23 protein-coding genes are annotated in these 25,751 nt (G+C 44.0%); 4 read left to right on the forward strand and 19 right to left on the reverse strand.

Translation table 11 applies throughout. The features are described 5' to 3' along the window. The 13 genes from pfkB to NFS18_RS08160 form a co-directional block, all read right to left on the reverse strand. The gene (pfkB, locus tag NFS18_RS08100) at window positions 1–930 is read right to left on the reverse strand and encodes a 1-phosphofructokinase (RefSeq protein WP_251389586.1); all 930 of its coding nucleotides are present in this window, start codon (window positions 928–930) and stop codon (window positions 1–3) included. 90 nt (window positions 931–1,020) lie between these two features. Then, window positions 1,021–2,067, reverse strand: a complete 1,047-nt coding sequence (locus NFS18_RS08105) for a galactitol-1-phosphate 5-dehydrogenase (RefSeq protein ID WP_251389587.1) — start codon at window positions 2,065–2,067, stop codon at window positions 1,021–1,023. Between the two features lie 14 nt (window positions 2,068–2,081). Then, window positions 2,082–3,590, reverse strand: coding sequence for a xylulokinase (gene xylB, locus NFS18_RS08110; RefSeq protein WP_251389588.1), 1,509 nt, complete (start codon window positions 3,588–3,590; stop codon window positions 2,082–2,084). 39 nt (window positions 3,591–3,629) lie between these two features. Then, complete coding sequence (locus NFS18_RS08115) at window positions 3,630–4,652, reverse strand: LacI family DNA-binding transcriptional regulator (RefSeq protein ID WP_251389589.1); 1,023 nt, start codon at window positions 4,650–4,652, stop codon at window positions 3,630–3,632. A 32-nt stretch (window positions 4,653–4,684) separates the two neighbouring features. Next, complete coding sequence (locus NFS18_RS08120) at window positions 4,685–5,536, reverse strand: class II fructose-bisphosphate aldolase (RefSeq protein ID WP_251389590.1); 852 nt, start codon at window positions 5,534–5,536, stop codon at window positions 4,685–4,687. A 217-nt stretch (window positions 5,537–5,753) separates the two neighbouring features. After that, a complete protein-coding gene (locus NFS18_RS08125; RefSeq protein WP_251389591.1) occupies window positions 5,754–6,701 on the reverse strand; it encodes a nucleoside hydrolase in 948 nt (315 codons plus the stop codon). After that, entirely contained in the window at window positions 6,698–7,750 is a 1,053-nt protein-coding gene (gene mtnA, locus NFS18_RS08130; protein WP_331477600.1) for an S-methyl-5-thioribose-1-phosphate isomerase, read from the reverse strand. The genes NFS18_RS08125 and mtnA overlap by 4 nt, the downstream gene beginning before the upstream one ends. Window positions 7,751–7,783: 33 nt before the next feature. Next, window positions 7,784–8,665 (reverse strand): ABC transporter permease, encoded by an 882-nt coding sequence (locus NFS18_RS08135; RefSeq protein ID WP_251389592.1) that lies wholly within the window; start codon window positions 8,663–8,665, stop codon window positions 7,784–7,786. 1 nt (window position 8,666) lies between these two features. After that, window positions 8,667–9,725: an ABC transporter permease gene (locus tag NFS18_RS08140; RefSeq protein WP_251389593.1), complete on the reverse strand. Its 1,059-nt coding sequence runs from the start codon at window positions 9,723–9,725 to the stop codon at window positions 8,667–8,669. Then, window positions 9,722–11,230 carry an ABC transporter ATP-binding protein gene (locus tag NFS18_RS08145; RefSeq protein WP_251389594.1) on the reverse strand — a complete coding sequence of 503 codons (1,509 nt, stop codon included), beginning with the start codon at window positions 11,228–11,230 and terminating at the stop codon, window positions 9,722–9,724. Before NFS18_RS08145 ends, NFS18_RS08140 begins: the two co-directional genes overlap by 4 nt. Before the next feature lie 111 nt (window positions 11,231–11,341). Continuing rightward, window positions 11,342–12,430, reverse strand: a complete 1,089-nt coding sequence (locus NFS18_RS08150; protein WP_251389595.1) for a BMP family lipoprotein — start codon at window positions 12,428–12,430, stop codon at window positions 11,342–11,344. A 156-nt stretch (window positions 12,431–12,586) separates the two neighbouring features. Continuing rightward, window positions 12,587–13,099, reverse strand: coding sequence for a cupin domain-containing protein (locus NFS18_RS08155; protein ID WP_251389596.1), 513 nt, complete (start codon window positions 13,097–13,099; stop codon window positions 12,587–12,589). 3 nt (window positions 13,100–13,102) lie between these two features. Then, window positions 13,103–14,179, reverse strand: a complete 1,077-nt coding sequence (locus tag NFS18_RS08160) for a Gfo/Idh/MocA family protein (protein WP_251389597.1) — start codon at window positions 14,177–14,179, stop codon at window positions 13,103–13,105. A gap of 133 nt (window positions 14,180–14,312) precedes the next feature. On the opposite strand from NFS18_RS08160, the gene NFS18_RS08165 reads away from it, so the two are divergent. From NFS18_RS08165 to NFS18_RS08175, 3 genes are all read left to right on the forward strand, one after another. Then, the gene (locus tag NFS18_RS08165; RefSeq protein ID WP_251389598.1) at window positions 14,313–15,665 is read left to right on the forward strand and encodes an amidohydrolase family protein; all 1,353 of its coding nucleotides are present in this window, start codon (window positions 14,313–14,315) and stop codon (window positions 15,663–15,665) included. 1 nt (window position 15,666) lies between these two features. Further along, a complete protein-coding gene (locus NFS18_RS08170) occupies window positions 15,667–16,467 on the forward strand; it encodes a nucleoside phosphorylase (protein ID WP_251389599.1) in 801 nt (266 codons plus the stop codon). Window positions 16,468–16,540: 73 nt separating this feature from the next. Continuing rightward, window positions 16,541–17,332: a DeoR/GlpR family DNA-binding transcription regulator gene (locus tag NFS18_RS08175; RefSeq protein ID WP_251389600.1), complete on the forward strand. Its 792-nt coding sequence runs from the start codon at window positions 16,541–16,543 to the stop codon at window positions 17,330–17,332. 124 nt (window positions 17,333–17,456) lie between these two features. Here NFS18_RS08175 and NFS18_RS08180 read toward each other — a convergent pair whose 3' ends face one another. Genes NFS18_RS08180 through NFS18_RS08195 form a run of 4 tightly spaced genes read right to left on the reverse strand, consistent with a single transcriptional unit; the run spans window position 17,457 to window position 22,482 of the window. Further along, window positions 17,457–18,641 carry a substrate-binding domain-containing protein gene (locus NFS18_RS08180; RefSeq protein ID WP_251389601.1) on the reverse strand — a complete coding sequence of 395 codons (1,185 nt, stop codon included), beginning with the start codon at window positions 18,639–18,641 and terminating at the stop codon, window positions 17,457–17,459. Window positions 18,642–18,700: 59 nt separating this feature from the next. Continuing rightward, window positions 18,701–19,972 (reverse strand): ABC transporter permease, encoded by a 1,272-nt coding sequence (locus NFS18_RS08185; RefSeq protein WP_251389602.1) that lies wholly within the window; start codon window positions 19,970–19,972, stop codon window positions 18,701–18,703. After that, window positions 19,972–20,973, reverse strand: a complete 1,002-nt coding sequence (locus NFS18_RS08190) for an ABC transporter permease (RefSeq protein ID WP_251389603.1) — start codon at window positions 20,971–20,973, stop codon at window positions 19,972–19,974. Before NFS18_RS08190 ends, NFS18_RS08185 begins: the two co-directional genes overlap by 1 nt. 3 nt (window positions 20,974–20,976) lie before the next feature. Then, window positions 20,977–22,482 (reverse strand): sugar ABC transporter ATP-binding protein, encoded by a 1,506-nt coding sequence (locus tag NFS18_RS08195; RefSeq protein ID WP_251389604.1) that lies wholly within the window; start codon window positions 22,480–22,482, stop codon window positions 20,977–20,979. A gap of 325 nt (window positions 22,483–22,807) precedes the next feature. Here NFS18_RS08195 and NFS18_RS08200 point away from each other — a divergent pair, with 325 nt between their 5' ends. After that, window positions 22,808–23,674 carry a helix-turn-helix transcriptional regulator gene (locus tag NFS18_RS08200; RefSeq protein WP_251389605.1) on the forward strand — a complete coding sequence of 289 codons (867 nt, stop codon included), beginning with the start codon at window positions 22,808–22,810 and terminating at the stop codon, window positions 23,672–23,674. Window positions 23,675–23,807: 133 nt separating this feature from the next. Here the strand turns inward: NFS18_RS08200 and NFS18_RS08205 are convergent, their stop codons facing one another. Both NFS18_RS08205 and NFS18_RS08210 read right to left on the reverse strand, forming a co-directional pair. Continuing rightward, window positions 23,808–24,953 carry a 1-propanol dehydrogenase PduQ gene (locus tag NFS18_RS08205; RefSeq protein ID WP_251389606.1) on the reverse strand — a complete coding sequence of 382 codons (1,146 nt, stop codon included), beginning with the start codon at window positions 24,951–24,953 and terminating at the stop codon, window positions 23,808–23,810. A gap of 12 nt (window positions 24,954–24,965) precedes the next feature. Continuing rightward, complete coding sequence (locus NFS18_RS08210) at window positions 24,966–25,727, reverse strand: DeoR/GlpR family DNA-binding transcription regulator (protein WP_251389607.1); 762 nt, start codon at window positions 25,725–25,727, stop codon at window positions 24,966–24,968. Window positions 25,728–25,751: the final 24 nt, after the last annotated feature.

Genomic DNA, 25,751 nt, shown 5'->3' on the forward strand with positions numbered 1-25,751 from the left:
TCAGAATTTATGAATCACAATTTGAGGGTAAATCTTCTCCATGTCCTCTTTCACATAAAATCCGGTTTCTTCCCGCATTGCTGCCGCCGCAGAAACCGCGCTTGCCTTCCGAAGTATCTCTTCCATAGGAAGCCCTTCGCTCAATCCCAGCGCAAATCCCGCAATCATCGAATCTCCGCAGCCTACCGTATTGACCGTCTCAATCTTCGGAACCTCCGCCCGGAAAATCCCTTCCTCACAAACCACAAAGGAACCGTCACCACCAAGAGAAACCGCCACAATTTCCACGCCCTTTTGATGGATCATCTCTGCCGCCTTAATCATCTCTTCCAGACTGTCGCAAGATGTTCCCGTGAGCATTCGGATTTCATCGATGTTCGGTTTTATCATTGTGGGCTTCGCTTCAATTCCCATCGTTAGCAAATTCCCACTGGTGTCCAGAATGACTTTTTTCCCCACTTTCTTCACAAGTGTCACAAGTCTCTGGTATGCTGTTCCGTCCAGCCCCTTCGGCACACTGCCGGACATGGCGACTACTTCTGCCTGCTCCACGAGTCCTTTAAACTTTTCTACAAATCCATCAAAATCATCTTCTGTCAGCGTAAATCCCGGCTCCAGAAATTCGGTCTGTATATGATTGACTTCGTCCCAGATATTGATACACGATCTGCTTTCTGCATCCACATGATAAAAATCACTTTTAATATGGAAGGGTTTCAACGCATCTTCTATATAATTTCCCGCATGTCCACCTACAAATCCGGTAGCGACTACCTCTGCTCCTGAGATCGCCAGCGGCTTGGAAACATTTAGTCCCTTTCCGCCCGGCACATATACGCATTCTTTCACCCGGTTGACTTCACCGATCTGAACGCCTTCCACCACATAACGCTTATCAATCGCTGCATTTAGCGTCACTGTCAGTATCATCCATATCCCTCCCTTCTTTTTATGTGTGTATAACAAATTAATTTTTTGACTTATCTCAGTACTGTTTATAGTCCAAATGCGCATAAACTCTTATTCATTGACAAGTAATACCTTCCCTTTCACTAATCCCGGCGTCTTAAACATCTGGAATGCTTCCTGTGCCTCACTCATAGGCATTTTTTTATAAATGAATCCCGGATCGAACTGCAACTGTCCGGTTGCAAAATAGTGTGCCGTCAGTTCCCATTCTTTTCCCGGGAACGGAGAACTATAAGACATCCACGAACCTGTCAGCTTAAATTCTTTACGGTTCATATTTTCCCACATTGCCGGCGTAAATGTCAGGTCCACATGCGGCGTTCCAATGAAACAGATATGACTCTTATTTGCCGCCAGTTCAAACGCCATATACATGGTCGGTGCCTGTCCCGCAGTCTCATAAACATAATCATAACCCTTCCCGCCAGTGATCGCCTTCGCCTCTTCCATATAATTTTCTTTTGTTGTATTGATAACTTCATCTGCGCCGAGGCGTTTTGCCAGCTCCAGACGTTCCTCGCTGATATCAAATACAACTACCTTTTTGGAACCAAAAATCTTTGCCCACTGCATCATAAACATACCGATGGTTCCGCCGCCCAGAATTGCCACATACCGTCCGCCCTGATAGTCATTTTGCAGCAGTCCATGTAAAGCAACTGTAGAAGGCTCAAACATTGCTCCCTGTTCATAAGAAATGCTTTTGTCAAACACAACTGCATTCTGCTCCGGAAGGACAACATAGTCCGCATTACTTCCCTGCTGTCTGGAACCTATAAAGCTATAATGCTTACAAAGGGAGAAGTTTCCGTTCTGACAGTCGTCACATTTCATGCATGGAAGAAGCGGCGCGCCGGATACTCTGTCTCCTACTTTAACCTTTGTTACGCCTTCTCCGACTTCTACGACATCACCGGAAAACTCATGCCCCAGTACGATCGGATAAAAATGTACTCCGTTATGGAGTACCCGCGGAATATCCGAACCACATATTCCAGAAGCCTTTACTCTCACTTTCACTTCCCCCGGCCCCGGTGTAGGTTCTTCATAATCCAGATACTGAACATCTTCATTTGCACATACCACTGCTGCTTTCATAATTTACTGCCTCCTTATTTTTTCATCGTATCCTTTAACTGCTGATATAACTCCAGATAAATATCATAATTCTTCTGATATTTTTTTGTATTCTCTGCATTAGGTTTATGTGTCCGCTTCACCTTTACAGTAAGTCTGACTGCTTCTTCAAAGCTCTCATACATTCCGATGCCGATGCCTGCCAGGATGACTGCTCCGAGCGTCGTTGCCGTATCGGAAGACGGAACCACGATCGGTTTCCCCGTGATGTCTGACTTTATCTGTGTCCAAAGCAGGGAATTGGCAGAACCGCCCATTGCCCGCAGGACATTTACCTCCGCCCCTGTCTGCTCTGCAATTTCTAAGTTATGCCGGAGAGAATATGCCACCCCCTCCATTGCCGCACGGATAAAATGCCCTTTCGTCTTACTAAAATCCAATCCATAGAACACACCTTTAGCTTCTGCATCCCAGATTGGCGAACGTTCACCAGCCATATACGGCAGAAATACCACACCGTCACTGCCTGGCGCAACAATTTCCGCTTCCTCATTAAACAACTCCAGCGAACTTTTTCCCCGCCGTCTGCCTTCTTCCCGCTCATAGCCGCCAAATTCCCGCTCCATCCAGCGCATGACGCCCCCGCCTCCGGTGGTTCCGCCCTGAAGCAGCCACTTGTCCGGTACCACATGGTAACCCAATATCAGCCGCGGATCTGCCCTGTATGTACCGGTGCAAATACTCATGCCTCCTGCCTGACCGCCCTGTTCCTGCGTTTCCCCCGCTTGAAGAACTCCGGTTCCAAGGGCGCCGCAGGCTGCGTCAAGTCCGCCTGCCACAACCGGCGTACCAACAGCCAGCCCGCTCACGTCTGCCGCTTCCTCTGTCACTGTTCCGATTACAGCATGGCTGGGATAAATCTCCGGTAATAAATCCATCGGTATCCCCAGTTTCTTACACATTTCTTCATCCCATTGTCCGGTATGCATATGAAAGCAGTGCAGTCCGTACCCCTGGGAAATGTCCTGTGTCATCACACCTGTCAGCTTGTAGGCAATATAACTGTTAGACTGAAGAATCTTATATGTATTCGCATACACCTCTGGCAGATTTCTCTCATACCAGAGAATTTTTGCCGTTGTATAAGACGGCTGGAGCGAATTTCCAGCCAAAGCAAAAATCTCATCCGCACCGATCCTGGTATTTAGCTCTTCACAAATATCCTGAGCCCGTGTATCCATCCAGATCGGCGTATTGGTCAATACTTTTCCCTCTTTATCAACTGCGATTGCCGACCAGCTCTGTCCGTCGATTCCGATTCCGGCAATCTCCTCAGGATTCACCTGTCCTTTTTCCAAAGCCTTTTTCACTGCCTGACAAACAACTGTCCACCACTCCTCAGGATTCTGTTCTGCCCATCCAGGGTGCGGGTAGTAAACATTATAATCACCATTTGCTGCCGAAATTACATTTCCCATCTTATCAAATATGGCGATCTTACAGGCGCTTGTTCCGATATCAATTCCTAATAAATAAGGTTTCATAGCTCTCTCCTGTGTTTCTTTTAATCCGTATACTATACTTTATGAATCGCGCAGCTTCTTCACAGAATTTCCTTCTAAGAAGCAAGTGGCCAGCTTCCGCGTCTCCGGTTCCCCTGTCTCTGACTCTGTACTTCCCATTCCCAGACGTTGCAGCATAATTCCGGCAACCTGCCGTCCAATCTCCCCGGTCGGCTGGGTTACAATACTGAGCCTCGGAATGCTCGCTTTGGCAAATTCTTCATTGTCAAAGCCGATCAGCGACAATTCTTCCGGAATCTTCACATCCAATTCATTTACCTCAATGACAGCTCCCATTGTCATCTCATAATTGGATACAAAAACTGCCGTCATATCTGGATTATCCTCTACTAACTTCCGCATAGCGGCAGTTCCGCCGGAAATGGTATAATCGCCCCTGACAATGAGTGAATCCTCTACTGTCAGATCTGCTTCCTGCAGGGCAAGCACATATCCGCGGAATCGTTCTTCTGCCGTATACACATCTTCCGGTCCCGCTATCATACCGATTTTAGTATGACCTGCTGTGATCAGCCGTTCCACCGCACTTTTGGCAGCGCCTTTGTTGTCCACAAGAACACAGTCACAGTCTATTTGCTTCATCTTCCGGTCCACAAGAACCACTGGTTTCCCCGCGCGGATAAATTTCCGGAGATACTCTCCATTCCTTCCCGTCGGCATGATGATAAGACCATCAACTCTGCGGTGATAAAGAAACTCCACTGCTTCCTCTTCCCGCTTCTCATCCGTACGGCAGTCACAGATCATGGCCGCATAACCTTTGCTTCTCAAGATATCTTCCACCTCGGTAATAATTTCCGCACAAAAAATATTGTTCAGCTCCGGGATAATGATCCCGATTATCTTCGTCCGGTTCGTCTTAAGTCCCCGTGCAACCTCATTTACCTCAAAATGAAGTTCTTCGATCGCCTGCTCGATCTTGATCCGGTTCTTTTCCCGCACATTTCCCCCGTTAAAATAGGACGAAATCGTTGCCAAACCGAGCCCTGTTGCTTTCGCAATATCTTTCATTGTTGCTGCCAAATATCTCACCTGCCCTTTGCAGTCTTACTTCTTTACTCTGCCTTATCATTGCATCCGCAGACTTTCATACGTCCTTTGACCAGTTCTTTGACTGCCTCCATGCCGACTACGCCTAATTTCTTCGGATCAAATGTCTCCGGCTTTTCTTCTATCAGCTTCTTGCCTGCGTCTGTATAGGCTTTTCTCAGCTCTGTTGCAAAATTCACTTTACAGATTCCACGCTCTACGCATTCTCTGACATCCTCGTCCGTCAGACCGGACGCGCCATGAAGAACAAGCGGAACAGGAACGATCTCTTTAATCTGGGATACACGCTCTTTATCCAGAACCGGCGTTCCGGCATAAAAGCCATGTGCAGTTCCGATTGCGACCGCAAGCGAAGAAATCCCTGTTCTTTCTACGAATTCCTTAGCTTCTGCTGGATCGGTATTGGTGTCTGCCTCCGCTTCCAGATCGTCTTCCTTCCCGCCAACTTTGCCGAGTTCAGCCTCTACCGGAATGCCGCATGCCTCTGCCACATCTACGACTCTTTTGCTGACTGCGATATTATCCTCAAAGCTCTCTCCTGATCCGTCTATCATAACAGAAGTATATCCTGCCTTCACTGCCTGTACTGCCAGTTCAAAACTGCTGCCATGATCCAGATGGAGACACACCGGTATGCTTGCTTTCTTCGCTTCCGCTGCAACAATTGCAAAATAAGTTTCCAATGATCCATACTTAATTGTAGACGGCGTTGTCTGAAGCATGACCGGAGCCTGAAGCTCTTCTGCCGCCGCAATGACCGCCTTCACCATCTCCATATTCTCCACATTAAATGCTCCGACTGCATAGCCGCCTTTCTGAGCATCCAGTAACATTTTTTTTGATGTAACCAATGGCATTTTGATATCCTCCTCTGTTTGAAAATGTGTGATCTATGTTTTTAACCGAAACGTTTCGGTTTTATATGACCAATATACTCCTTTGCAGCTTAATTGTCAATAAAAGAAAATAAAAGTGGAGAGAAGAATGTTTTAACAATCATTTTCAACATTCCTCTCTCCAACTCTGTGTCTTTTCAGCAAAAAATTTCCTCAGTAAAATTGCCCGTGCCTGCGGCTATTGAAATACCGCAAAGAATTCATTCAGTGCACGAACTGAATCTACTTGCAGACAGTGCGTTACATACCGTCCTTCTATTGGATATTCGCGCAGATCAGTCACAACCTTTCCTCTCGTATATTTACCGTTACATTCGATTCTGGTAATCCGTTTCTGTGTGAATACAACCCCCGGATTTACTGCTACGATCATAGCCAGAGGATCATGGAACGGGCAGCATCCACGCATCCAGTTTTGTTTTCGCGCACCTTCCATATAATATTCTAATTCATTTTTTGCAAATTCTAAAACCGGTCTGCACTCTTCCCGGCAGTATCTGCATGCTTCTTCTACATCCTGCATCCGCAAATGTGTATTCATTGTAACATCCAGTCCTACCATTGTCACGTCCCATGCAGCCTGTACAACAATATCTGCCGCCTCCGGATCACCACCGATATTTGCCTCCACTTCCGGTCCCACATTTCCAAATGTTCCTACCGCGCCGCCCATAGCTACAACTTGCTTTATTTTCTTTGAAAAATCGGGATATTTTTTAATCGTATTGGCAATATTGGTCATTCTCCCAAGCAGAACCAGAACCAGCTCGTGTTCATATTGACAAGCTTTTTCGTATATAAAATCACACACATCCTTCTCAACCGTCTTCTGTTGGGACTCTGGTAATTCTACATTTCCAATTCCATTTTTACCGTGAATAAATTCCGGAAACTCTTCGGTTTCTCCTGCTATCGTACACTCAGCTCCGGCGCATACAGGTATTTTGTCTTCCGCTCCTGCTAATTTTAAAATCCGGAGTGCATTCTCAGCGCCCTGCGCAGCAGTTACATTTCCTATCCCTGTCGTAATCCCTGCAATTTCCACATCTTTTCGGTACAGAGCAAAAAGAATTGCAAGAGAATCATCTACTCCCGGATCACAGTCAATCAAAATCTTCTTGATCATTTTTCTTTTTTCAGCAGGGCAGCAAGCTTTTCTTCATTTGGGTTCTTAACAACTCCCTTTTCCGTAATGATTGCTGTAATCAATTCATGCGGCGTCACATCAAATGCAGGATTGTACACTTTTACACCCTCCGGAGCTGTACGTTTTCCAAATCCGCAAGTCACTTCATCTGCTTTCCTTTCTTCAATCGGTATTTCATCTCCAGTCTGCGTAGTCAGATCTATCGTAGAAACCGGTCCTGCCACATAAAATGGAATATTATGATGCTTTGCGAGCACTGCCACAGAATAGGTTCCTATCTTGTTCGCAGCGTCACCGTTTGCCGCGATGCGGTCGCATCCCACGATCACTGCATCTATCTTTCCCTGTTTCATCAGCATGCCCGCCATATTATCTGTGATCACAGTCACATCGATGCCTGCATGATACAGTTCCCACGCAGTCAGGCGTGCCCCCTGTAAGAGCGGCCGGGTTTCATCTGCATATACCTTAAAATGAATTCCCTTTTCTCTGCCAAGAAGCATCGGGGATAAAGCCGTACCATAATGCACAGTTGCAAGTCCGCCCGCATTGCAGTGTGTCAAAAGTGTCATGCCGTCCTTCAAAAGAGTGAGTGCATTTTCCCCGATTGATACACAGGCTGCCTCTTCATATTTTTCAATCGCCTTTGCTTCATTTTCAAGTGCTTTCTGACACACTGCATTGGGTTCCTTCTGATTCGCCATGCCCGTCTCCGCCATGCGATCCAGCGCCCAGAAAAGATTAACTGCGGTAGGTCTTGATGTTGCAAGATACTCTACAACATTTTTCAGCTTTTCATGATATTCCTCCGGTGTTCTGTCTGTATATCTCTGCATTTCTACCGCTACGCCATAACCGGCTGCCACACCGATTGCCGGGGCGCCTCTGACGCACAGTCTCTTAATTGCATCCCACATCTGTTCTGCTTGCCGGATTTCCATAAATTTTTCTGTCTCCGGCAACAATGTCTGATCCAGAATTTTTACATAATCTCCCATCCATTCTACGGGTTTTATTGTTTTTCCCATCTCTTTCCTCCTATTTTTTATTTTCTTAACTGCTTACAGTTTTCCAAGCCCTTCCGGAGATTTTGAATTTCTCCCAAATAATACCAGAGCGATCAGTGTTACAAGATACGGCAGCATCTGCATCAACTGGGATGGAAGTTCCAGATCCGTCAGCGTATACCGCAGAGTCTGCACAACTGCAAAGAACAAAGCCGCAAACGCGCCGCCAAGAGGCGTCCAGCCTCCGAAAATATTTGCCGCCACTCCCATGTATCCTCTTCCCGCTACCATATCCGTAACGAACAGATTTCCATATCCCACAGATAAGTATGCGCCTCCGGCAGCAGCCAGAATTCCACTTGCCGTCATCGCCCATAATTTGTAACGGTTGGTATTGATCCCACAGGTTTGCAGTCCAAGGGGAAAGTCCCCTGTCATCCGAAGCCGCAGTCCATATTTCGTCTTATACATAAAATACCACATTCCTGCTACAATCAAAATAGTAAGAAATACGAACCAAGAAATCCCGGTACTTCCACCAAAGATTTTGGACAAATCCATCGTGCCAATGGAATTGACTGTTGCGCTCGCCCCTTCGCTTCCCCATATCTGCTGTGTAACCATCGGTGTAATACCGGCTGCAAAAAAATTCACGGCTACCCCGACTACTACCTGCTGTCCTTTCAACGTGACCGCAAATATTCCATAAATCCACCCCGCAAGTGCGCCGCCCGCTACTGCAAGTAATACGCCAAGCCATGGATTTCCAGTGTAATAGCTTCCTGTCACGGCAAAAAATGCTCCGAATATCATGATTCCTTCAACGCCAAGGCAGATCACGCCGGACCGCTCTGCGATCATAGCTGCTTCTGCCGCCAAAACAAGAGGAACCGCCAAATTTACAGCTAAAAATATAAAATCAAAACATGCCTGCATATTAGCTCTTCCCCCTTTCCTTTTTTCTTCTCCATGCCACAAACAACTCAAGCAAATATGGTGTGGCTACAAATAAGACTATAATGCCCTGCATCACCATAAACATCTTACTGGACACTCCCATTTCTCTTCCCAGGGTCAGTGAGCCTGCGTTTAATATTCCGAATAGAATGGATACTAAGACTACCGCAAAAGGGTTATATCCTGCCAGCGCCGCGATCGCGACTCCTGTGAATCCGATATCATTTGAAAATCCTTCAGTAAAGCGATAATATTTTCCCATAATCTCTGTAGAACCGATCAAACCGGCAACCGCACCGGACAGACACATAGAAAGAATCAGATATCTGCCGCATTGAATCCCATTTGCCAGAGATGCTTTCGCATTCGAGCCTACACTCCTTAGCTTATATCCAACCACAGTATATTGGAAGACAAACCAGATCAAAACGCTGACGATCACTGCGATAAAAATCGCCGCCGTAATCTGTGTCCGCGGAATCAAACGGACAAACCGTGCGTTCTCAGGGATTTTAGCAGTCTGGTTCACGGCTGCATCCGGATCCTTCAAAGGTCCTGCCGCCAAATACGAGGTAAACAAAATAGCCACATAATTTAGCATCAACGCTACCACTACCTCATTTGTCTTGAATTTCGCCTTCAGCACTCCTACGATACCACCCCATAGCATTCCACCCAGCATTGACACTGCCAGAACAAGAAACAGCATCAATATCCTGTTCTGGACAGGAAGGAACAATGCACATACCGTTCCTAACATTCCGCCTATATACAACTGCCCTTCTACGCCCAGATTCAGAATACCCGCCTTTCCCGCCAAAGATACTGCCAGGCCGGCAAGCATCAGCGGGATACTGTTTGCTAATGCATTTCCCATGGTGCTCGTTGTCTTAAAAGTTCCGAGAAATATCAGTCGATATGCCTTTAACGGGGAATATCCCATAACCGCAAGTACGATTCCACTGATAAAAAGCGCCAGTAAAAAGGTAACTGTGGGAAATGTAAGTTTTTTTAGGTTTCTTTTTGCTTTTTCTTTCACTGTTCTTCACCTTCTTTCCGTTTCCCCGCCATCAGAAGTCCCAGTGATTCTCTTGTAAATGTGTCCGCTGCATCCTCTGCCATAATTTCCCCGTCATAAAGCACCAGGATCCTGTCACTCAATTCTGTTATTTCATTTAACTCGGCGCTGATTAGCACCACAGCATTTCCTTTATCCCGCTCCTTCAATAACATTGTATGTACAAATTCAATTGCCCCGATATCCAGTCCTCTCGTTGGCTGACCTGCTATAATTAGTTTAGGCTTCTGACTCAGCTCGCGGCTAAGTACCATTTTCTGTTGGTTTCCTCCTGACAAATTTCCGATTTTTTCCTGAATCTCCACTGTACGCACATCATATTCACTTACAGACTTCTCTGCATAAAGCTTCAAATTCTTATGCTGGATCAACCCATGCATGTTGAATCCCTTTCTTGCATGATTTCCAAGTAAATAATTAAACAAAAGGGATTCTCCCTCCATGACCCCGTATTCCAATCTGTCTGACGGAATATATGCCATCCCCGCCATCTTTCTCTCAATAATCGAACTTTGTGAAATGTCCCTGCCTAAAAACTCAATCCTGCCTTCTTTTTGTTTTAAAATCCCCACGATCAACTGCTCAAGTTCCTGCTGTCCATTTCCATCGACTCCCGCAACTCCCAGGATCTCTCCGGCACGAACCTGAAAAGAAACTGGTTTTTTCTCAGCCTTCAGACCGACCTCCGTCACTTTTAGTACAGGATCTCCCGGACAATACTCATTTCTAGTAAATCCTCCGAATTTTGTCTCTTTTCCAACCATTTCAAATGCCAGTTTTTCAGCCGTCGTGTTCTGCTTTTTGGATTCATACACAATGCGTCCTTTTCGCAGGACGGTGATCGCATCTCCGATTTTTAATGTTTCATTCAATTTATGAGATATGAATAAAATCGTTTTTCCACTTTCTTTTAGTTCCAGGATAATCTCCATCAAATGCTCTGCTTCCTGCGGTGTCAGCACCGCAGTCGGTTCATCAAAAATAATGATATCCGCGCCCCTGTAGAGTACTTTTAAAATCTCCACCCTCTGCTTCGTACCTACAGACAAATCCCGTATCTTATCATCAAGATTGACATGAAACTGATATTTGTCGATCATCTGCTGGAGTTCTTTTCGTTGTTCCTCCGTCTTTAAAACAGCGCCGCACCGTTCCTCTCCCACAATAATGTTCTCCAAAACAGTGTTTTGGTTGAAGAGCATAAAATGCTGATGCACCATCCCGATCTTATACTTCATTGCATCCCTTGGACTGTCAATCTGTGCTTTTTCTCCATTCACAAACACCTCTCCCGTTTCCGGTCTGTACAGCCCGCTGATCACATTCATAAGCGTTGTTTTTCCACAGCCGTTTTCTCCCAGAATGCAATGTACCTCTCCCTTCTCTATCGACAGGTTAATATCGTCATTCGCTGTTACGTTTCCGAATCTTTTCGTAATATGACTAAGCTGAAGAGCTGCTTTCATCTTCTTTTCTCTCCTTTGCTGCCGTTTTCAAAATTCCCCGTTGTATGCAAAAAGGCACAGCGAAATCACAGTGCCTCTTTTCTGATCAATGTAAATTGACGTCAATTCTACTTAGTTTGAATAAGAAGCATCAAATTTTTCAATCCCATCCAGAGAATTCGGAATCTCAAGTTCTCCTTTGATGATCTTCTCTTCAATTTCTTTCATTTTATCTTTGATGCTCTGCGGAACTTCAATGTTGCTTTCATCAAATGTATAGCTTACGCCGCCCTCTTTCAGTCCCATTGACATGACTTCTCCGCCTTTAAAATCATCTCCTATTGCATCTTCAATAGCTGTATAAACGAATTCATCCACCATTTTCAAAGTACTCATACCAATGATGTCCGGATGCAGCGGATTTTGATTATCATCCAGTCCGATTGCAATAAACCCATTGTCTTCTGCTTCCTTAAACACGCCCAGTCCAGCTCCTGCTGCTACCTGGTAAATAATATCCGCGCCATTATTATACATGGTCTTTGCTATAGCCTGCGCTGCTGCTGTATCAGAAAAGCTTCCGACATAGTCTACCATTACTTCTACTTCCGGGTCGATATATTTTGCACCGCAGGTAAATCCTGTTACATGTCTGTTCGGCACATCTGCATCCATTGCCGGCACAATTCCAATCTTTTTCTCATCGTTTAAAAGCGTGCTTGTCCCCTCGGTTTGCATCAGTGCCGCAAAACATCCTGCCATAAATGCAGACTCATTTTCACGTGCAATATAAGATTCCACATTATCCTGACCGGCATCGGTATCAATTAACGCATAATTCTGATCCGGATAATTCGGAGCCACCTGGGTAATCGCATCCAATGGTTCATAAGTAAGTCCGATGATCAAGTCGTAATCCCCTTCCGCTGACATTTCTTCAAATGCCTGTTCTGTATCTGATAAACTGGTCGGCTCTACCTCGATAACCTCAACTCCCAGCTCTTCTACTGCACGCATTGCTCCTTTGTAAGCCGAATCATTAAAGGATAAATCGCCTTTTCCAGTCACAGTGTACACAATCGCCACTTTTGCCGATTTTTCTGACTTTTCACTCTCATCCGTTGTTTCCGAATTGCCGGAATCTCCACATCCAGCTATGCCGAATACCATAACGCCGGAACATAATACTGCAGTCATCTTTTTCAAAAACTCCCTTTTCATGCTCTAATTTCCTCCTTTTTGTTGATTTTTGACCGTTTTTGTGTTTTTCACATAGTATCACAAAAAACATTGATTTGTCAATATAATTTACCGTGTCCCCACCTCTGTTTTTGTTACTCTTCCATCATTTTCCATGACTTTTCTGCATTTTTTTCGTTAATATGCACGGACTTCTCCGGTCAAAGCTTCAATATACGACTCGGCTTCCGGATATTTTTCCTTTAATTTACAAGCATTTCCATGTTCATAACATCCTTCCGAGAAGCACGGACACATCATTGTTCCAAGAAGCGCCCATTTTCCGCCCGGTTTCAGGCGTGCCCCCTGCCATGAGCCCTCTTCTACCACATACTGCGGACGCTCTCCGGCACGGATATCTGTCCCGAGATTGACCACTTTCATGCTCCCATCTTTCTTTAACTCACAAAGTTCCACACAATCCCCCATATAAAAATGGTATACTTCCTCACTAGTAAGTCTGTGCATATGAGAAAACGAATGCTCTGTCAAAAAATAATAAATCGCCTGCGTATAGGGAATCCCGCCTTCTCTCCTGCTGCTGAAATAAGTCTGTTTAAACATTCCGCCCTCTGTTTCCAGCGGCTCAAGCTCCAGAAGTTCGATCACTTCCTCCGCAGTTAATTCATTTTTCTTCTCCTTAACCCCCATCTTTCACCCTCCAATCTCTATCCAGCGCGCATCCTGCTGTGCACTTTCCCAAATCGCGCAGCACACACGGCAGATTGCGGCTCCATTGTCAAATCCGGGATATCCGTCTGTTTTTTCTCCTTTTTCAACCGCATCATAAAACGCGCGCATCAGAGAACGAAACGTATCTGCAAATCCATTTCCAAATGCAAATACTTCTTTTTGGATCCCTTCACCTTTTCTTCCGATATTCAGCACATTATTTTCTTCTTCGTTCCACCATATATTTCCATTTTCGCAGGTAATTTCCAAACTCAGATAGTTCCCCCGCCCCTGTGAAACTCCCGATAGCAAAAGCGTACCAATAGCGCCGTTTTCATAACGCAGATTGACTGCAGCCGCATCTTCTGTTCCCACAAACACCTGCTCTCCTTGCATTCCCGAATCAACGGCATATGTGTTCCCGTCTTTTAAAATCCGGGTTTCATGAAAACAGCCGAATTGGGCAGATACGGCTTTTACCCGCTGTCCTGATATATATTGCGCAATATCCAGCCAATGCGTTCCTATTTCGGTTACAGTACGCATTTTTCCTGCTGTTTTTTCATTATACCGCCAGTCCAGACGCGCCGGGAATGCGCCAAATTCCTGCATATATGTTCCGTGAATCAGCACCGGTCTCCCCAATTCTCCAGATGCTATCAGTTGTCTTGCTCTCTTACATGCCATATGATAACGGACATTCAACATTAATCCACAAATCCTATCTGTGTTTGCAGCCGATTCCAGCAATTCCTTTGCTTCCTCATTCTCCAGACACAGTGGTTTTTCACACATTACATGTTTTCCTGCCTTCAAAACGCTCCGTATCAGTTCTCCATGCGTTGTCGGCGGCGTACAAATGTGAACTACATCAATCTCCTCTTGAAGTGCAAGAGCGATGTCATCTCCCCACTTCGGAATCCCCCATTTTTCTGCAAAAACCCTTGCTTCTTCCACCGACAGACATACAACAACCTCCACACATACACCGCATGCATGAAGCGCTTCGGCATGTACATCCCCTGCAAACCCCGCACCGATAATCGCCGCTTTTACCATCTCGCTGCCTCCCTGTTATTTCTATTTTCTTGCCATGCTATCACACCGCCATATTAGTGTCAATCTTTTTGACTGTTTTTGTTGATTTTTGTTGATTTTAATGCTATACTCCACAAAAAGGAGGTGGTTAAAATTGATTCAAGAGCAGAATTATCTAACCCTTGACCATTGCACGATTCTTACTGTCAACGAGAACAACGACTGTATCCCTGACGGAAGAATTGTGATTCGTGGAAATACCATTGAATCAATCGGAACAGCAAACGATATCCCCGAAAAAGGAACGGTGTACAACTTAAAAAACCGGATTCTCATGCCCGGTCTGATCAACACACACACACATTCACCATCCGTCCTTTTCCGCGGGTTAGCCGATGATAAGTTTCTCCACGAGTGGCTGACCAAATACATGTGGCCCGCCGAAAGACATCTCAATCAGGAATTGACCTATGCCGGTTCCCGCCTCGGCTACCTTGAATATCTTTCAAACGGAATGACCACAAATGTAGATATGTGGTATTTTGCCGATGCCATTTCTCAAGCCGCCGAGGAATCCGGTCTTCGCTCTGTTGTAGCTCCGGGTATTTTTTCCTTTGAAACACCACAGTCAGCTCATTCTCTCCAGGATGCTGCTGACTATCTGGAGCACTTTTATTCAATTCCCGGACACGAAAAATCTGTCAGCCGTATATACCCTTGTGTCGGCCCTCATGATGTGTACAGCACCACGCCCGAATTGCTAAAAGAATGCGTGCAACTTGCACAGCAATATGGTACAATGATACATATGCATCTTTCGGAAACGCAGCGGGATAATGACGCAGCGATGAAACTTTATGGGATGTCTCCTGCAAGGGTAGCAGAAGAAGCCGGAATTTTTGAATGTCCGACATTGTTCGCACATTGTATCTGCCTTTCTGACGATGACATGGATATTTTCCGCAAATACCATGCTTCTGTCAGCTATAACCCCGTCACAAATTTAAAACTCTGCGAAGGTATTCTTCCAATTCCCAAACTGAGAGAAAAGGGAATTAATATCACAATCGGAGTAGACGGAGCACAAAGCAACAACAGTTTAAATCTTCTGTCAGACGCCAAAACAGGCATTCTCATCCAGAAAGTAACTGAAATGAATCCCTGTATCATGAATGCCATTGACGCAGTCCGAATGATGACCATATGCGGTGCAAAAGCAATTGGAATGGATAATTTGATCGGGAGTCTTGAACCCGGCAAGCGGGCAGATATCATTTCCATTGATATTGATACGCCTGCCATGACTCCGATTCTCCGCCTCAACGCAGAGAATATTTCTTCTCATATTGTCTATACAGATACACAGATCAATGACGTTATGGTAGACGGTGAATTTCTGATGAAAGACAAGCAATTCTGCCGTGCCGATACAAGAGAAATCCTGTATCAGGCTCAAAAAGCAGCAAACTATATCATCCAGCAAATCGATAAAACAGGAGGAAAATAATATGGGATCTGTAGACAAGCAGTCAGTAATTTCAAGTGAAATCCGTCAATACTGCACCGGTTTAAAACCAGGCGATATCGGAAAATATGTCCTTTTACCGGGAGATCCGGCACGAAGTGACCGCGCCTCAAAATATTTGGACAATGTAGAATTTATCGGAATGCATCGTGAACACCGTACATTTACCGGCTATTATAAAGGAGTAAAGGTATCCGTGACTTCCACGGGTCTCGGCTGCCCTTCTGCTTCCATAGCTACACAGGAGCTGATCAACATCGGAGCTGAAGCAGTTATCCGAATCGGCAGCTCCGCGGCGCTTGATCCGAAAATTAAAGTCGGCGATCTGTTAATCAGTACCGGTGCAATGAAGAATGAAGGCACCTCTAAGTTTTTCGTCCCGGACGCTTTCCCTGCAGTACCGGATTTTGAGCTGACTTATCTCTTAATCCAACAGGCAAAAGCTGCGCTTGCCGGAAGTTCGACTAATGTACATGCCGGAATCGGCTCTACCGATGATTCTTTTTATGGTGAAACGCCCGAATTTATTGACCGTGTATACAGCTATGGCTGCGTGAATTTGGATATGGAAGCTTCCGCTATCTTTACTACGGCACATATGCTCAAAAAGAAAGCTGCAGCAATCTACAGTATTTCTTCTAACTTAAAGAGCGGGGAAATCTATTATGCCGATGGAACAAAAGAAGAAGATAACCAAAAACTGGCTGACGGGTGGGATACCGAGATTCAAATCGCACTGGAAACATTTTACCAATATGAGAACCTAAAGGAGCATCTTATCTAATCCGGCAATCTATTTTCATTGATACTCAGACGCTTCTTTAGCAAAAAACAACTGATAAAGAGAGTCAAAGATTATGAAAAAGAGAACATTAATGCCCGTGGAACGAAAAGAAAAAATTCTTTCCGCAATACACGAAAACGGGAGCGTAACCGTATTAGAACTCAGCGCTGCATTTGATGTAAGTGAAGAAACAATACGGAGAGATTTGTCTGAGCTTGAGAAAGAGAATGGTATTACACGGATTTACGGTGGAGCTTATCTCGGACAAAATACCCGGCAGGAGCTTTCCTATGATATGAGACGGGATGCTTACCGCAAGGAAAAAGCTTCCATTGCCTCTGTCTCGCTCCGCTTTACGCAAAACGGTGACACCGTTTTTCTTGACCCCAGTACGACTGCCCTTGCAATCGCGCAGAGCTTCTGTAATTTTAAAAACATCACTGTAATTACCAACGCACTTTTTATTGCAAATGCCTTAGCGGATTCAAAGAACGCACGTGTTATATGCGTAGGCGGTGAACTGGATAAAAAGTATCAAACCTTTAATGGCTGCACAGCCCTTGAAACACTGGAAACCTATTATGCAGACAAGGCGTTCATATCTTGTACCGGAGTCAGCATAGAATGCGGTCTGACTGACTCCAGCGAAAGTCAGGCACGCATCCGGCGGAAAATGCTTGAACACGCAAGAGAGCGTATCCTGATCGCCGATCATACAAAGTTTGGTAAAATTACATTATCGGCAATCGCTCCTTTGTATATGATCAACCGTGTAATCTGCAATCAGTCACTTTCCGATGACTGGCTGAAGTTTTTTGAAGAGCAGCATATTAAATTTACAAATGCCTCTGAGGGAAAAAAATAATTTTAATTCCTGCTCTACCAGACCAGAAAAGAAATGCCTGAACATCCCGGAATTATTCCGTTTTGTTCAGGCATTTCTTTTTCATTCTATTTTGTTTGCTAAGCTAATTCTGTACTTGTTCTTCTTACAGAACGTCAATCCATTCTGCCATATTATTCTTTTCAAAGATGAACGGTGTACCAGCCAGAACTGCTGTACCCTCTCCACTCTCATAAGCCTCGTATGTTGTAGCCTCGTAATCACGGAAAGCATCCATTTCAAAGGAAGCGCCTGCTGCTCCGTCAAATCCATCAGTAACTGCTGCATATGTAGCTGCACCGGATACTGCTCCAAGGTGGATAACATCCCACAGCATCATGTATGGACATACATATTCAAATGCATCTTCGTCAGCTGACTTCGGCATAAAGGACTGCATCTCAGACGGAAGTCCAAGACCTGTCAGTCTGATTTCGCTGTTTGCAGATTTCAGAGCCTGTCCTGCTGCTGCGATACCTACAGTAGTAGGAGAAATGATACAGTCAACAGCGTTCTCTGCAATAAATGCCTGGGCCTGTGTTGTAGACTCTGTCAGGTCATCGTTACCATATTTCTTGTCAAGTTCTGCACTAACTTTTCCAGCGTAGAAGTCTTTTGCAAGCTCTGTTTCCATAGCTGCAATCCAAGAGTTCTGTACTGGTGTATCAATAGATGCAGAAAGAACACCTAATTTAATCTCATCACCTGAATATTTGCCAAGCTCTGATTTAACTGTTTCTTCCATCTTGCCATCTCCCGGATAGTCAACGCCAAGTGTAATCAATACTGCTGCCTGAACAAGATATGAACCAATATCCTGTGTCTCAGCCTGATTTGTGTGGCAGATACGGTATTCTGGATTAGCCTCTGAGTCTACAGATACAATCGGGATACCTTTTTCCTGAGCTTTCTTGAACACTTCGTCATAACCTGCATCACCGTTTGTAGAAATTGTGATGGAAGCTACATTCTGTGTAATCAATTCGTCAAGCATCTGAACCTGCGCTGCAACTGTTGTTTCCGCCGGGCTCTTGTATGCTGTCTTTTCGCCCTTAGCTTCAAGATACTCTGCAAATCCTTCATACATCAAATCACCAAAAGAATTTCCTGTAGATTTGAACATGAACACATGAGTTCCTTCCATGTCTCCGCCTTTTCCGCCTTCATCAGTTGCTGCCGGTGCTTCTTCGCTGCCGCCTTCAGCCGGAGCTGATGTTGTGCTGCATCCTGCTAATGATGCAAGCATCATTGCGCTCATTCCCAATGCAACAAGTTTTTTCCAGTTTTTCATACTATAATCCTCCTTTTTTTATATATAAACAGCTTTCTGCTGTTTATAGCATATAGTTATTATTTTGCCGCGAATCTCTCTTTCGCTTTTTTCTCATCTTCTCTCTGCTCCCGCAGCCAGAGTTCTGTCTGTTTCTTACATTTTTTCTGGAGAGAATCAATCTTGTCTTCTGCTTTTTTAATCTTGGAAGCTTTGTCTGTCTCGTTTAAAGAAGTATCTTTTTTCGCTTCTGCAATAGATTCTTTCAGCGCCTTCACTTCTGCTGCTGTCTTAACATTCAATGCTTCTATATTCTTATTTCCTTTATAGATGAACTTCAGTTTCATGCTTGCAAGTAACTCTCTGTTCACGTTCGGAATCAGTACCGCAATGATCAGGATGAAGCCCGTCACAATTTTTCTGGAGTTGGCATCTACTTCCAGAAGTCCCAGCGTATAAGTTAAAAATGCCATAATCAATGTTGCGATAACGGGTCCGTAAACCTTACCTTTGCCACCGTTTGTAGATACACCGCCGAGTACACAAATAGCAATAGCAGTCATTTCATATCCGGTACCCATTGTGGATGAAACACTTCCTCCCATTCTTCCTACAAAGAAAATAGAAGCAACTCCGCACATAGCGCCCATGATAACAAATACGATCAGTTTTGTTTTCTTTACATCAATTCCTGAATACTGTGCACATGTCGGATTGTTACCAATTATGTACAGTTTACGTCCGAATCTGGATTTCTGAAGTAAGAATACGAATCCTGCGCCCATGACCAAGAAAAGAATCAGTGACAATGGGATTCCTGCAATATTTGTCCATGCAACGGTTGTATAGAAACTTGGAAATACTTTCAATACATTTACATCCAGAATAATTTTTACAACTCCCCTGAACAGCATAGAAGTCGCTATGGTTACGATAACTGCCGGCATTCCGATATATGCTACAAAAAATCCATTAAATGCACCGCACAGAGCTCCTGCCCCGATACCAAGGACAACACCGATAATTGCCGGCATTCCTGACTGACAGCAAAGACCTGTGACCATAGATGCAAAAATCATTGTAGACGCTACAGATACGTCAATATCTCCCAACATCAGGATCAGAATCATCCCGAGAACCAGCGGACATACATCCATACCAGATTGAATGATCGCCTGTATTGTACCCGGTGCAAAATAAAGGTTCGTCCTTGTTGCTATCAATACAAGATTGATAAGAATCAGTATATAGATCAGAACCATTTCCCAGCTAACCAAAAACTTTGATAATTTAAATCCCTGCTTTACAGATAAATCTCTTACAGGTACATTTGTATTCTTTTCTCCACTCATTAGATCAAAGCACTCCTTTCTTTCAGTGCTCTCTTTTCAGCAGAGCGCTCCGTAAATTTGTTAAGAGCAACGGCTGCGATAATAATCGCTCCCTGAATTGCATCAGACCATACACTTAAACCTGGAAGCAAACTAATAAAATATGTAATTACCGCCATCATCAGGAAACCGATAATAACGCCGTCTACTTTTCCTTTACCGCCGACAATGCTGACACCGCCGAGAATACAAATAGCAATTGCAGTCATCTCGTATGCGTCGCCTATCATGTAACTGCAGGTTGCGTAATTGGCTGTGTAAAGCATCCCTGAAAGACCTGCCAGCATACCGCACAATGTCATTGCAAGGAATACAACCTTAGCTTCTTTGATACCTGCTACCTGTGATGATTCTTTATTTGTACCAATTGCATAAATTCGTCTTCCCTTTGTTGTATATCCAAGGAAAATAATCGCCAGGACAAATACAATGATCAGTATCCAGAGAATGGATGGCAGACCTGCAATTTTCTTTGTTGCAAATGCCATGTATCCTTCTGTAAACTGATGCGGGAACCACCACTGTCCGCCGCTGAACAGAAAAGAGAAGCCACGGAAAATATACATTGTACCAAGCGTCGCAATCATCGGAACCATCTTAAAGTAACCCACCAAAATTCCATTGAAAGCACCACAGAGCGCTCCGATCACCAACGCAAGCAACAGCCACACAATTCCCGGAACACCCGGATTTTCTGCCATCAGACGGCAGCATACGACGCCTGTCAGAGACAGTGTCGCACCAATTGAAATATCAATACCTGCTGTAATGATAACCATCATTTCCCCAACTGCAAGCAATCCGTAAACCGCATTGTTCTGGAGCATGTTGATGATTGAATTCACAGAATACATGGACGGGGTGATAATCCTTGCTACAATGAGAAGAACTACCAGACCGAGAACCAGACCAAAGTTTCTGCTTTCAGTAATTTTTGAAACCATAGATTTATTCTTGTTCATCCTTTAGTCCTCCTTCCCCTCATCTTGCTTTAATGAAGCTTCAAGAATCATTTCCTGAGTCGTTCCATCTGCGTCAAAAGAACCTGCCACACGCCCGCTGCGCATAACCACGATACGGTCTGCCATACCAAGTACCTCCGGCATTTCAGAGGATACCATGATAATCGCATATCCATTGGCTGTCAGTTCATTCATAATCTCATAAATAGAATATTTAGCACCTACATCAATACCTTTTGTAGGCTCGTCCAGAATCAACACCTTCAGATCACAGTTCAAGAGTTTTGCAAATACCACTTTCTGCTGATTACCTCCTGACAGTGATGACGGCGGCGCACTGATGTCTTTTGCCTTTAGCTGAATCTTCTGACACAGCTCAATCGCCTTTGCTTCTTCTGCATTTGTATCTAACTTGCCGCCCTTGATAAATTTCTTCATATCAGCGGAAGATACATTCTGGTAAATCGGAAGTTCGTTGATCAGTCCCTGTGTCTGCCTGTCTTCCGGCAGCAATCCAATCCCCAGATTCAAAGCATCAATCGGGCTGCTGATCTTCACTTCCTTGCCCTCTAATTCAATAGAACCTGTATCTGGTTTCATGATACCGAAAATATTCTGGCACACTTCTGTACGTCCTGCTCCAACCAGTCCTGTCAGTGCAAGGATTTCACCCTTTCTAACATCGAAAGAAACATCCTTGAAAAATCCCTCCTTGGAAATGCTATTTATTTTCAATACTGTTTCTCCAATTGTCGCGTTCTTCGGCGGATACATCTGAGTCAATTCACGGCCAACCATCTCACCGATCAGTTTCTGATTGGAAATCTTATCTACGTCCCAGCATCCTATGTATTGTGAATCACGGAATACCGTAACCCGTGTTGCCAGCCGGTACATATCTTCAAACTTATGTGTAATGAAGATAATCGATACACCCTCATCTCTCAGCCTTTCTGCAATTTGATAAAGCTCTTCACATTCTCTTCTGGAAAGAGAAGCTGTCGGTTCATCCATGATCAGAATTCTGGCATCTCTGGAAAGTGCCTTCGCAATCTCAACAAGCTGCTGCTGTGCTACAGAAAGGGTACTCATCGGTTTGGAAACATCAATATTTTTACTCAGAGGTTCAATTAATTCTTTTGCTCTTTTTGTCATCAATTTCCAATTATAAATTCCCAGCTTATTCTTAATCTCCTGTCCCATAAAAATATTTTCTGTTACTGACAAATCCGGGAACGCTGTAACGTGTTGGTAAATTGCTGCAATTCCCATCTTAGCAGAATCTTCTGTGGAACGGAACGTAATCTTTTCACCCTCTAGCAGCATTAGTCCGCTGTCTGGCTGGTGAACTCCTGTAATAACTTTAATGAATGTAGATTTTCCGGCACCGTTCTCACCCATAAGAGCATGAATCTCACCGCGTTTCAACTGAAAGTGCACACCATTCAATGCTGTAACACCACCGAAGGTTTTTACTACATCCTTCAGTTCCAAGATATATTCACTCATCTTGTCTTGCCCCTTTCTTCTGTTTTCCGGTTTTACTTCCGATGTTTTACCATCGTCCGTATCTTTGTGTATCTAATATCCCTATTTTTATCCCAATATTCAATATCAAAAATAGGTTTTTTACTATCATTTCTTGTCTTTTTGGCGTTTTTTACTTGTACACTGCCATTTTTCGACTATTTTGTTGTGATATTTTTCAAATTATCACAATACTCTTAAAAATAAGTTTTATGTCAATATGAATAACAAATTTTTTATTTGATTTTTACTTTTATTCATATTACACTATAGAAGATAACAAAAATACAGAAGGAGAGTAATTGATATGCCGTCACTGAAACGTTCCTTTCCACAGGAATTTGAGACACAGAGCTTCCATACTTCTTCACTGGCAGAATCTTTTCCATTTCTTGTCCTGGAGTGTGGGTATTGTTCTGAACGTAAATTTGAACTTGGCATGGCGAATAACTATAATGATTATCTGCTGCTTTATTCTCTTGAGGGAACAGCACGTTACAGCAAGACCTCCGCCACACAATATATCCAGCCACATTCTGTGATCACAACAGCATGCAATACGCCGCTTACCTTCACCCGGGTTTCAAAGGATTGGAAATTCTATTACTTCATTATCCGGGGTACTCATGCAAAAATGTTCTACAATCTAATCCGGACGAAGAATAATGTGATCCTGATTAACCCTTTTTCCGGAGTTCTGGACGCATTTATGGAACTTTATCAATTAGCCTGTGATTCTTCCGTTACCAATAATACATGGAAGTATCTCCATACCTCCATGCTGCTTCACAATATTTTTACATCATTATATGATTTAACTTACAATATCAATATCATCAAAGATTTGACCCCTGCTCAAGAAACCAGTGTAAATACAGCAATAAAGTTCATTTCCATAAACTACAAAGAAGATCTTTCTGTTGACAGAATCTGCGCCGAGGTAGGTTTCTCTAAATATTATTTTTGTAAACTGTTCAAACAGCAGTTGGGTGTATCAGTTCATCAATATGTTAATGAATTTCGGATCAATAAAGCAAAAGAATTGCTGGCTTATTCCAAACTTTCCGTCACCTCTATCGCAGAACAGGTAGGATTTAAGACAACTCTCACATTTTTGAGAGCCTTTGAGAGAATCGTACATATGACGCCAAGTGAATATCGAGATTACTATTAGCAGTAAATAGGAGCAAAAGTGCACTTTACAGATTTATAAACTAATAAATTACAAACATATATAAGAACTGCTCTGTATAGAAGTTCTGATTCTATACAGAGCAGTTCTTTGGTTACTGTGCGCAGTAACGTTTTTACCATAAATCTTTATATATTGCAATAACATCTTCTTTAGACGGCACACGCGGATTGGTCGCTGTACATGCATCTGCCAATGCAGCATCTGCCATTCTGTCGATCGCCCTGAAATATTCTTCTTCCGAAATCGTTCCCATCTGCGAGATCGACAACGGAATATCCATTTCCTTTAACATGAATTGCACCCAGTTCACCAATGAACGGACCGTCATAATCTTATTATAACTGCTCAATCCAAGTATCTGCGCCACTGTTGCATACTTTTTCACCGCCGGAAGATACTCTTTTCTGCTCTTGCTGTGCTTATTGATGTCGCTGTTAAATTCAATGATATGAGGCAGCAGCATAGCATTGGCACGTCCATGCGGAATGTGAAAGATTGCCCCTAACTGATGTGCCATTCCGTGATTCAGTCCCAGTGATGCAGAATTGAATGCCAGTCCCGCAAGACAAGACGCTGCATGCATCTTCTGTCTTGCATGAGTATCATTTCCGTCCAGATATGCCCGAAGCAGAAACACGCCGCAAATCTCAATCGCCTTTTCGGCAAGCGCTGTTGCAAATTCATTCCTATTAATGCTGACACAGGCTTCCAGTGCATGGGTGAATACGTCCATTCCAGTGTCCGCCGTTATTGCCGGCGGTACACTCTTGACTAACTCCGCATCCAGAATCGCCTCATCCGGCATCATATCCCTAGATACAAGCGGATATTTGACCCGGTCTTTTGAGTCTGTTACAACTGCAAAAGATGTCACCTCCGAACCAGTCCCGCTCGTCGTTGGAATCGCAATCAGTCCTACATCTCCATAGTTTTCCACCCGAAGGGCAAATTCCCGAATTGACTTGGAAGAGTCAATCGCAGAGCCGCCGCCAACCGCAACAATTGCATCTGGCTTATAGGCAAGCATTTTCTGTACCCCTTCTGAAATTTTCTCAATAGGTGGATCAGGCACAACATCTTTAAAAATATCATACTGCTTATGCCCCTTCTCCAAAGGTACAGTCACCAGCTGAATCATACTGCTGTCCGCAATAAAAGGATCCGTGATCACCAATATTTTATTATACGGGATTTCCTCCAGTCTGTCCAGCGCATTATCTCCGAAAAAAATTTTAGTTTTAATATCAAAGCTTTTCATATTATCCCTCTGTTATGGATAAACACAGTTTATCCCGGTTTCCTCAAATAACTGAAGCCATTTTGTCTCCGGTTTTTCATCGGTAACAACTGTTGTTATATCATCCAGTGTTCCGATCGCCGTAAACGCTGTCTTGTCAAACTTACTGCTGTCTACCGCCAGAATCTTCATCGACGCAGCCTCCAGCATTGTCAGCTTATTATTCGCATGAAGCTCATCCGAATCTGTAAATGATTTATCTGAGCCAATCCCCTTACAGGATATAATTGCCTTGTCTACGTGGAAAGCTTTCAGCATCTTATCTGTCTGGGGTCCCACAAGCGCAAAAGAACCTTCCCTTGTCAATCCCCCAGTAGAAAACACATTCCACTCAGACATATCAAGCAATTCGATGATAATTTCAATGGAATTCGTGATTACCGTCAGATCCTTTTTCTCCTTCAACGCTTTTGCAATATAGACCGCCGTAGAACTGGCATCCAACATAATACTGTCACCGTCTTTAACTAATTCAGCAATCTGCGCCGCAATCCTTTGCTTGCCGACTACATTACGGTTCTTTCTGATGTTAAATGGAATATCAAGATTAGAATTCTCATTAATTACCGCTCCGCCGTAGCTCTTAATGGCTACGCCGTCATTCACCAGTTTTTCTAAATCCCGCCGTATGGTCTCTTCCGATACATCGTAAAGCTGACTTAATTCACTTACCACAACCCGCCGTTCAGATTGCAGCTTCATTAATATTTCTTTTCGCCGTTCAATTGCAAGCATCGCACTGTCTCCTGGTTTTTATTA

It is taken from the genome of Mediterraneibacter agrestimuris, assembly GCF_943193195.1.
Classification (GTDB): Bacteria; Bacillota; Clostridia; order Lachnospirales; family Lachnospiraceae; genus Schaedlerella; species Schaedlerella agrestimuris.

Bases quoted from the DNA above. Each gene is read 5' to 3' on its own strand.
- NFS18_RS08205 (WP_251389606.1), bottom strand. From the start codon at position 24,953: ATGAAAAGCTTTGATATTAAAACTAAAATTTTTTTCGGAGATAATGCG.
- NFS18_RS08145 (WP_251389594.1), bottom strand. From the start codon at position 11,230: ATGAAAGCAGCTCTTCAGCTTAGTCATATTACGAAAAGATTCGGAAAC.
- xylB (WP_251389588.1), bottom strand. From the start codon at position 3,590: ATGAAACCTTATTTATTAGGAATTGATATCGGAACAAGCGCCTGTAAG.
- NFS18_RS08160 (WP_251389597.1), bottom strand. From the start codon at position 14,179: ATGGTAAAAGCGGCGATTATCGGTGCGGGGTTTGCAGGGGATGTACAT.
- NFS18_RS08210 (WP_251389607.1), bottom strand. From the start codon at position 25,727: ATGCTTGCAATTGAACGGCGAAAAGAAATATTAATGAAGCTGCAATCT.
- NFS18_RS08175 (WP_251389600.1), top strand. From the start codon at position 16,541: ATGAAAAAGAGAACATTAATGCCCGTGGAACGAAAAGAAAAAATTCTT.
- NFS18_RS08135 (WP_251389592.1), bottom strand. From the start codon at position 8,665: ATGCAGGCATGTTTTGATTTTATATTTTTAGCTGTAAATTTGGCGGTT.
- NFS18_RS08200 (WP_251389605.1), top strand. From the start codon at position 22,808: ATGCCGTCACTGAAACGTTCCTTTCCACAGGAATTTGAGACACAGAGC.
- NFS18_RS08150 (WP_251389595.1), bottom strand. From the start codon at position 12,430: ATGAAAAGGGAGTTTTTGAAAAAGATGACTGCAGTATTATGTTCCGGC.
- NFS18_RS08195 (WP_251389604.1), bottom strand. From the start codon at position 22,482: ATGAGTGAATATATCTTGGAACTGAAGGATGTAGTAAAAACCTTCGGT.
- NFS18_RS08180 (WP_251389601.1), bottom strand. From the start codon at position 18,641: ATGAAAAACTGGAAAAAACTTGTTGCATTGGGAATGAGCGCAATGATG.
- NFS18_RS08170 (WP_251389599.1), top strand. From the start codon at position 15,667: ATGGGATCTGTAGACAAGCAGTCAGTAATTTCAAGTGAAATCCGTCAA.
- NFS18_RS08125 (WP_251389591.1), bottom strand. From the start codon at position 6,701: ATGATCAAGAAGATTTTGATTGACTGTGATCCGGGAGTAGATGATTCT.
- NFS18_RS08120 (WP_251389590.1), bottom strand. From the start codon at position 5,536: ATGCCATTGGTTACATCAAAAAAAATGTTACTGGATGCTCAGAAAGGC.
- mtnA (WP_331477600.1), bottom strand. From the start codon at position 7,750: ATGGGAAAAACAATAAAACCCGTAGAATGGATGGGAGATTATGTAAAA.
- NFS18_RS08105 (WP_251389587.1), bottom strand. From the start codon at position 2,067: ATGAAAGCAGCAGTGGTATGTGCAAATGAAGATGTTCAGTATCTGGAT.
- NFS18_RS08155 (WP_251389596.1), bottom strand. From the start codon at position 13,099: ATGGGGGTTAAGGAGAAGAAAAATGAATTAACTGCGGAGGAAGTGATC.
- pfkB (WP_251389586.1), bottom strand. From the start codon at position 930: ATGATACTGACAGTGACGCTAAATGCAGCGATTGATAAGCGTTATGTG.
- NFS18_RS08190 (WP_251389603.1), bottom strand. From the start codon at position 20,973: ATGAACAAGAATAAATCTATGGTTTCAAAAATTACTGAAAGCAGAAAC.
- NFS18_RS08185 (WP_251389602.1), bottom strand. From the start codon at position 19,972: ATGAGTGGAGAAAAGAATACAAATGTACCTGTAAGAGATTTATCTGTA.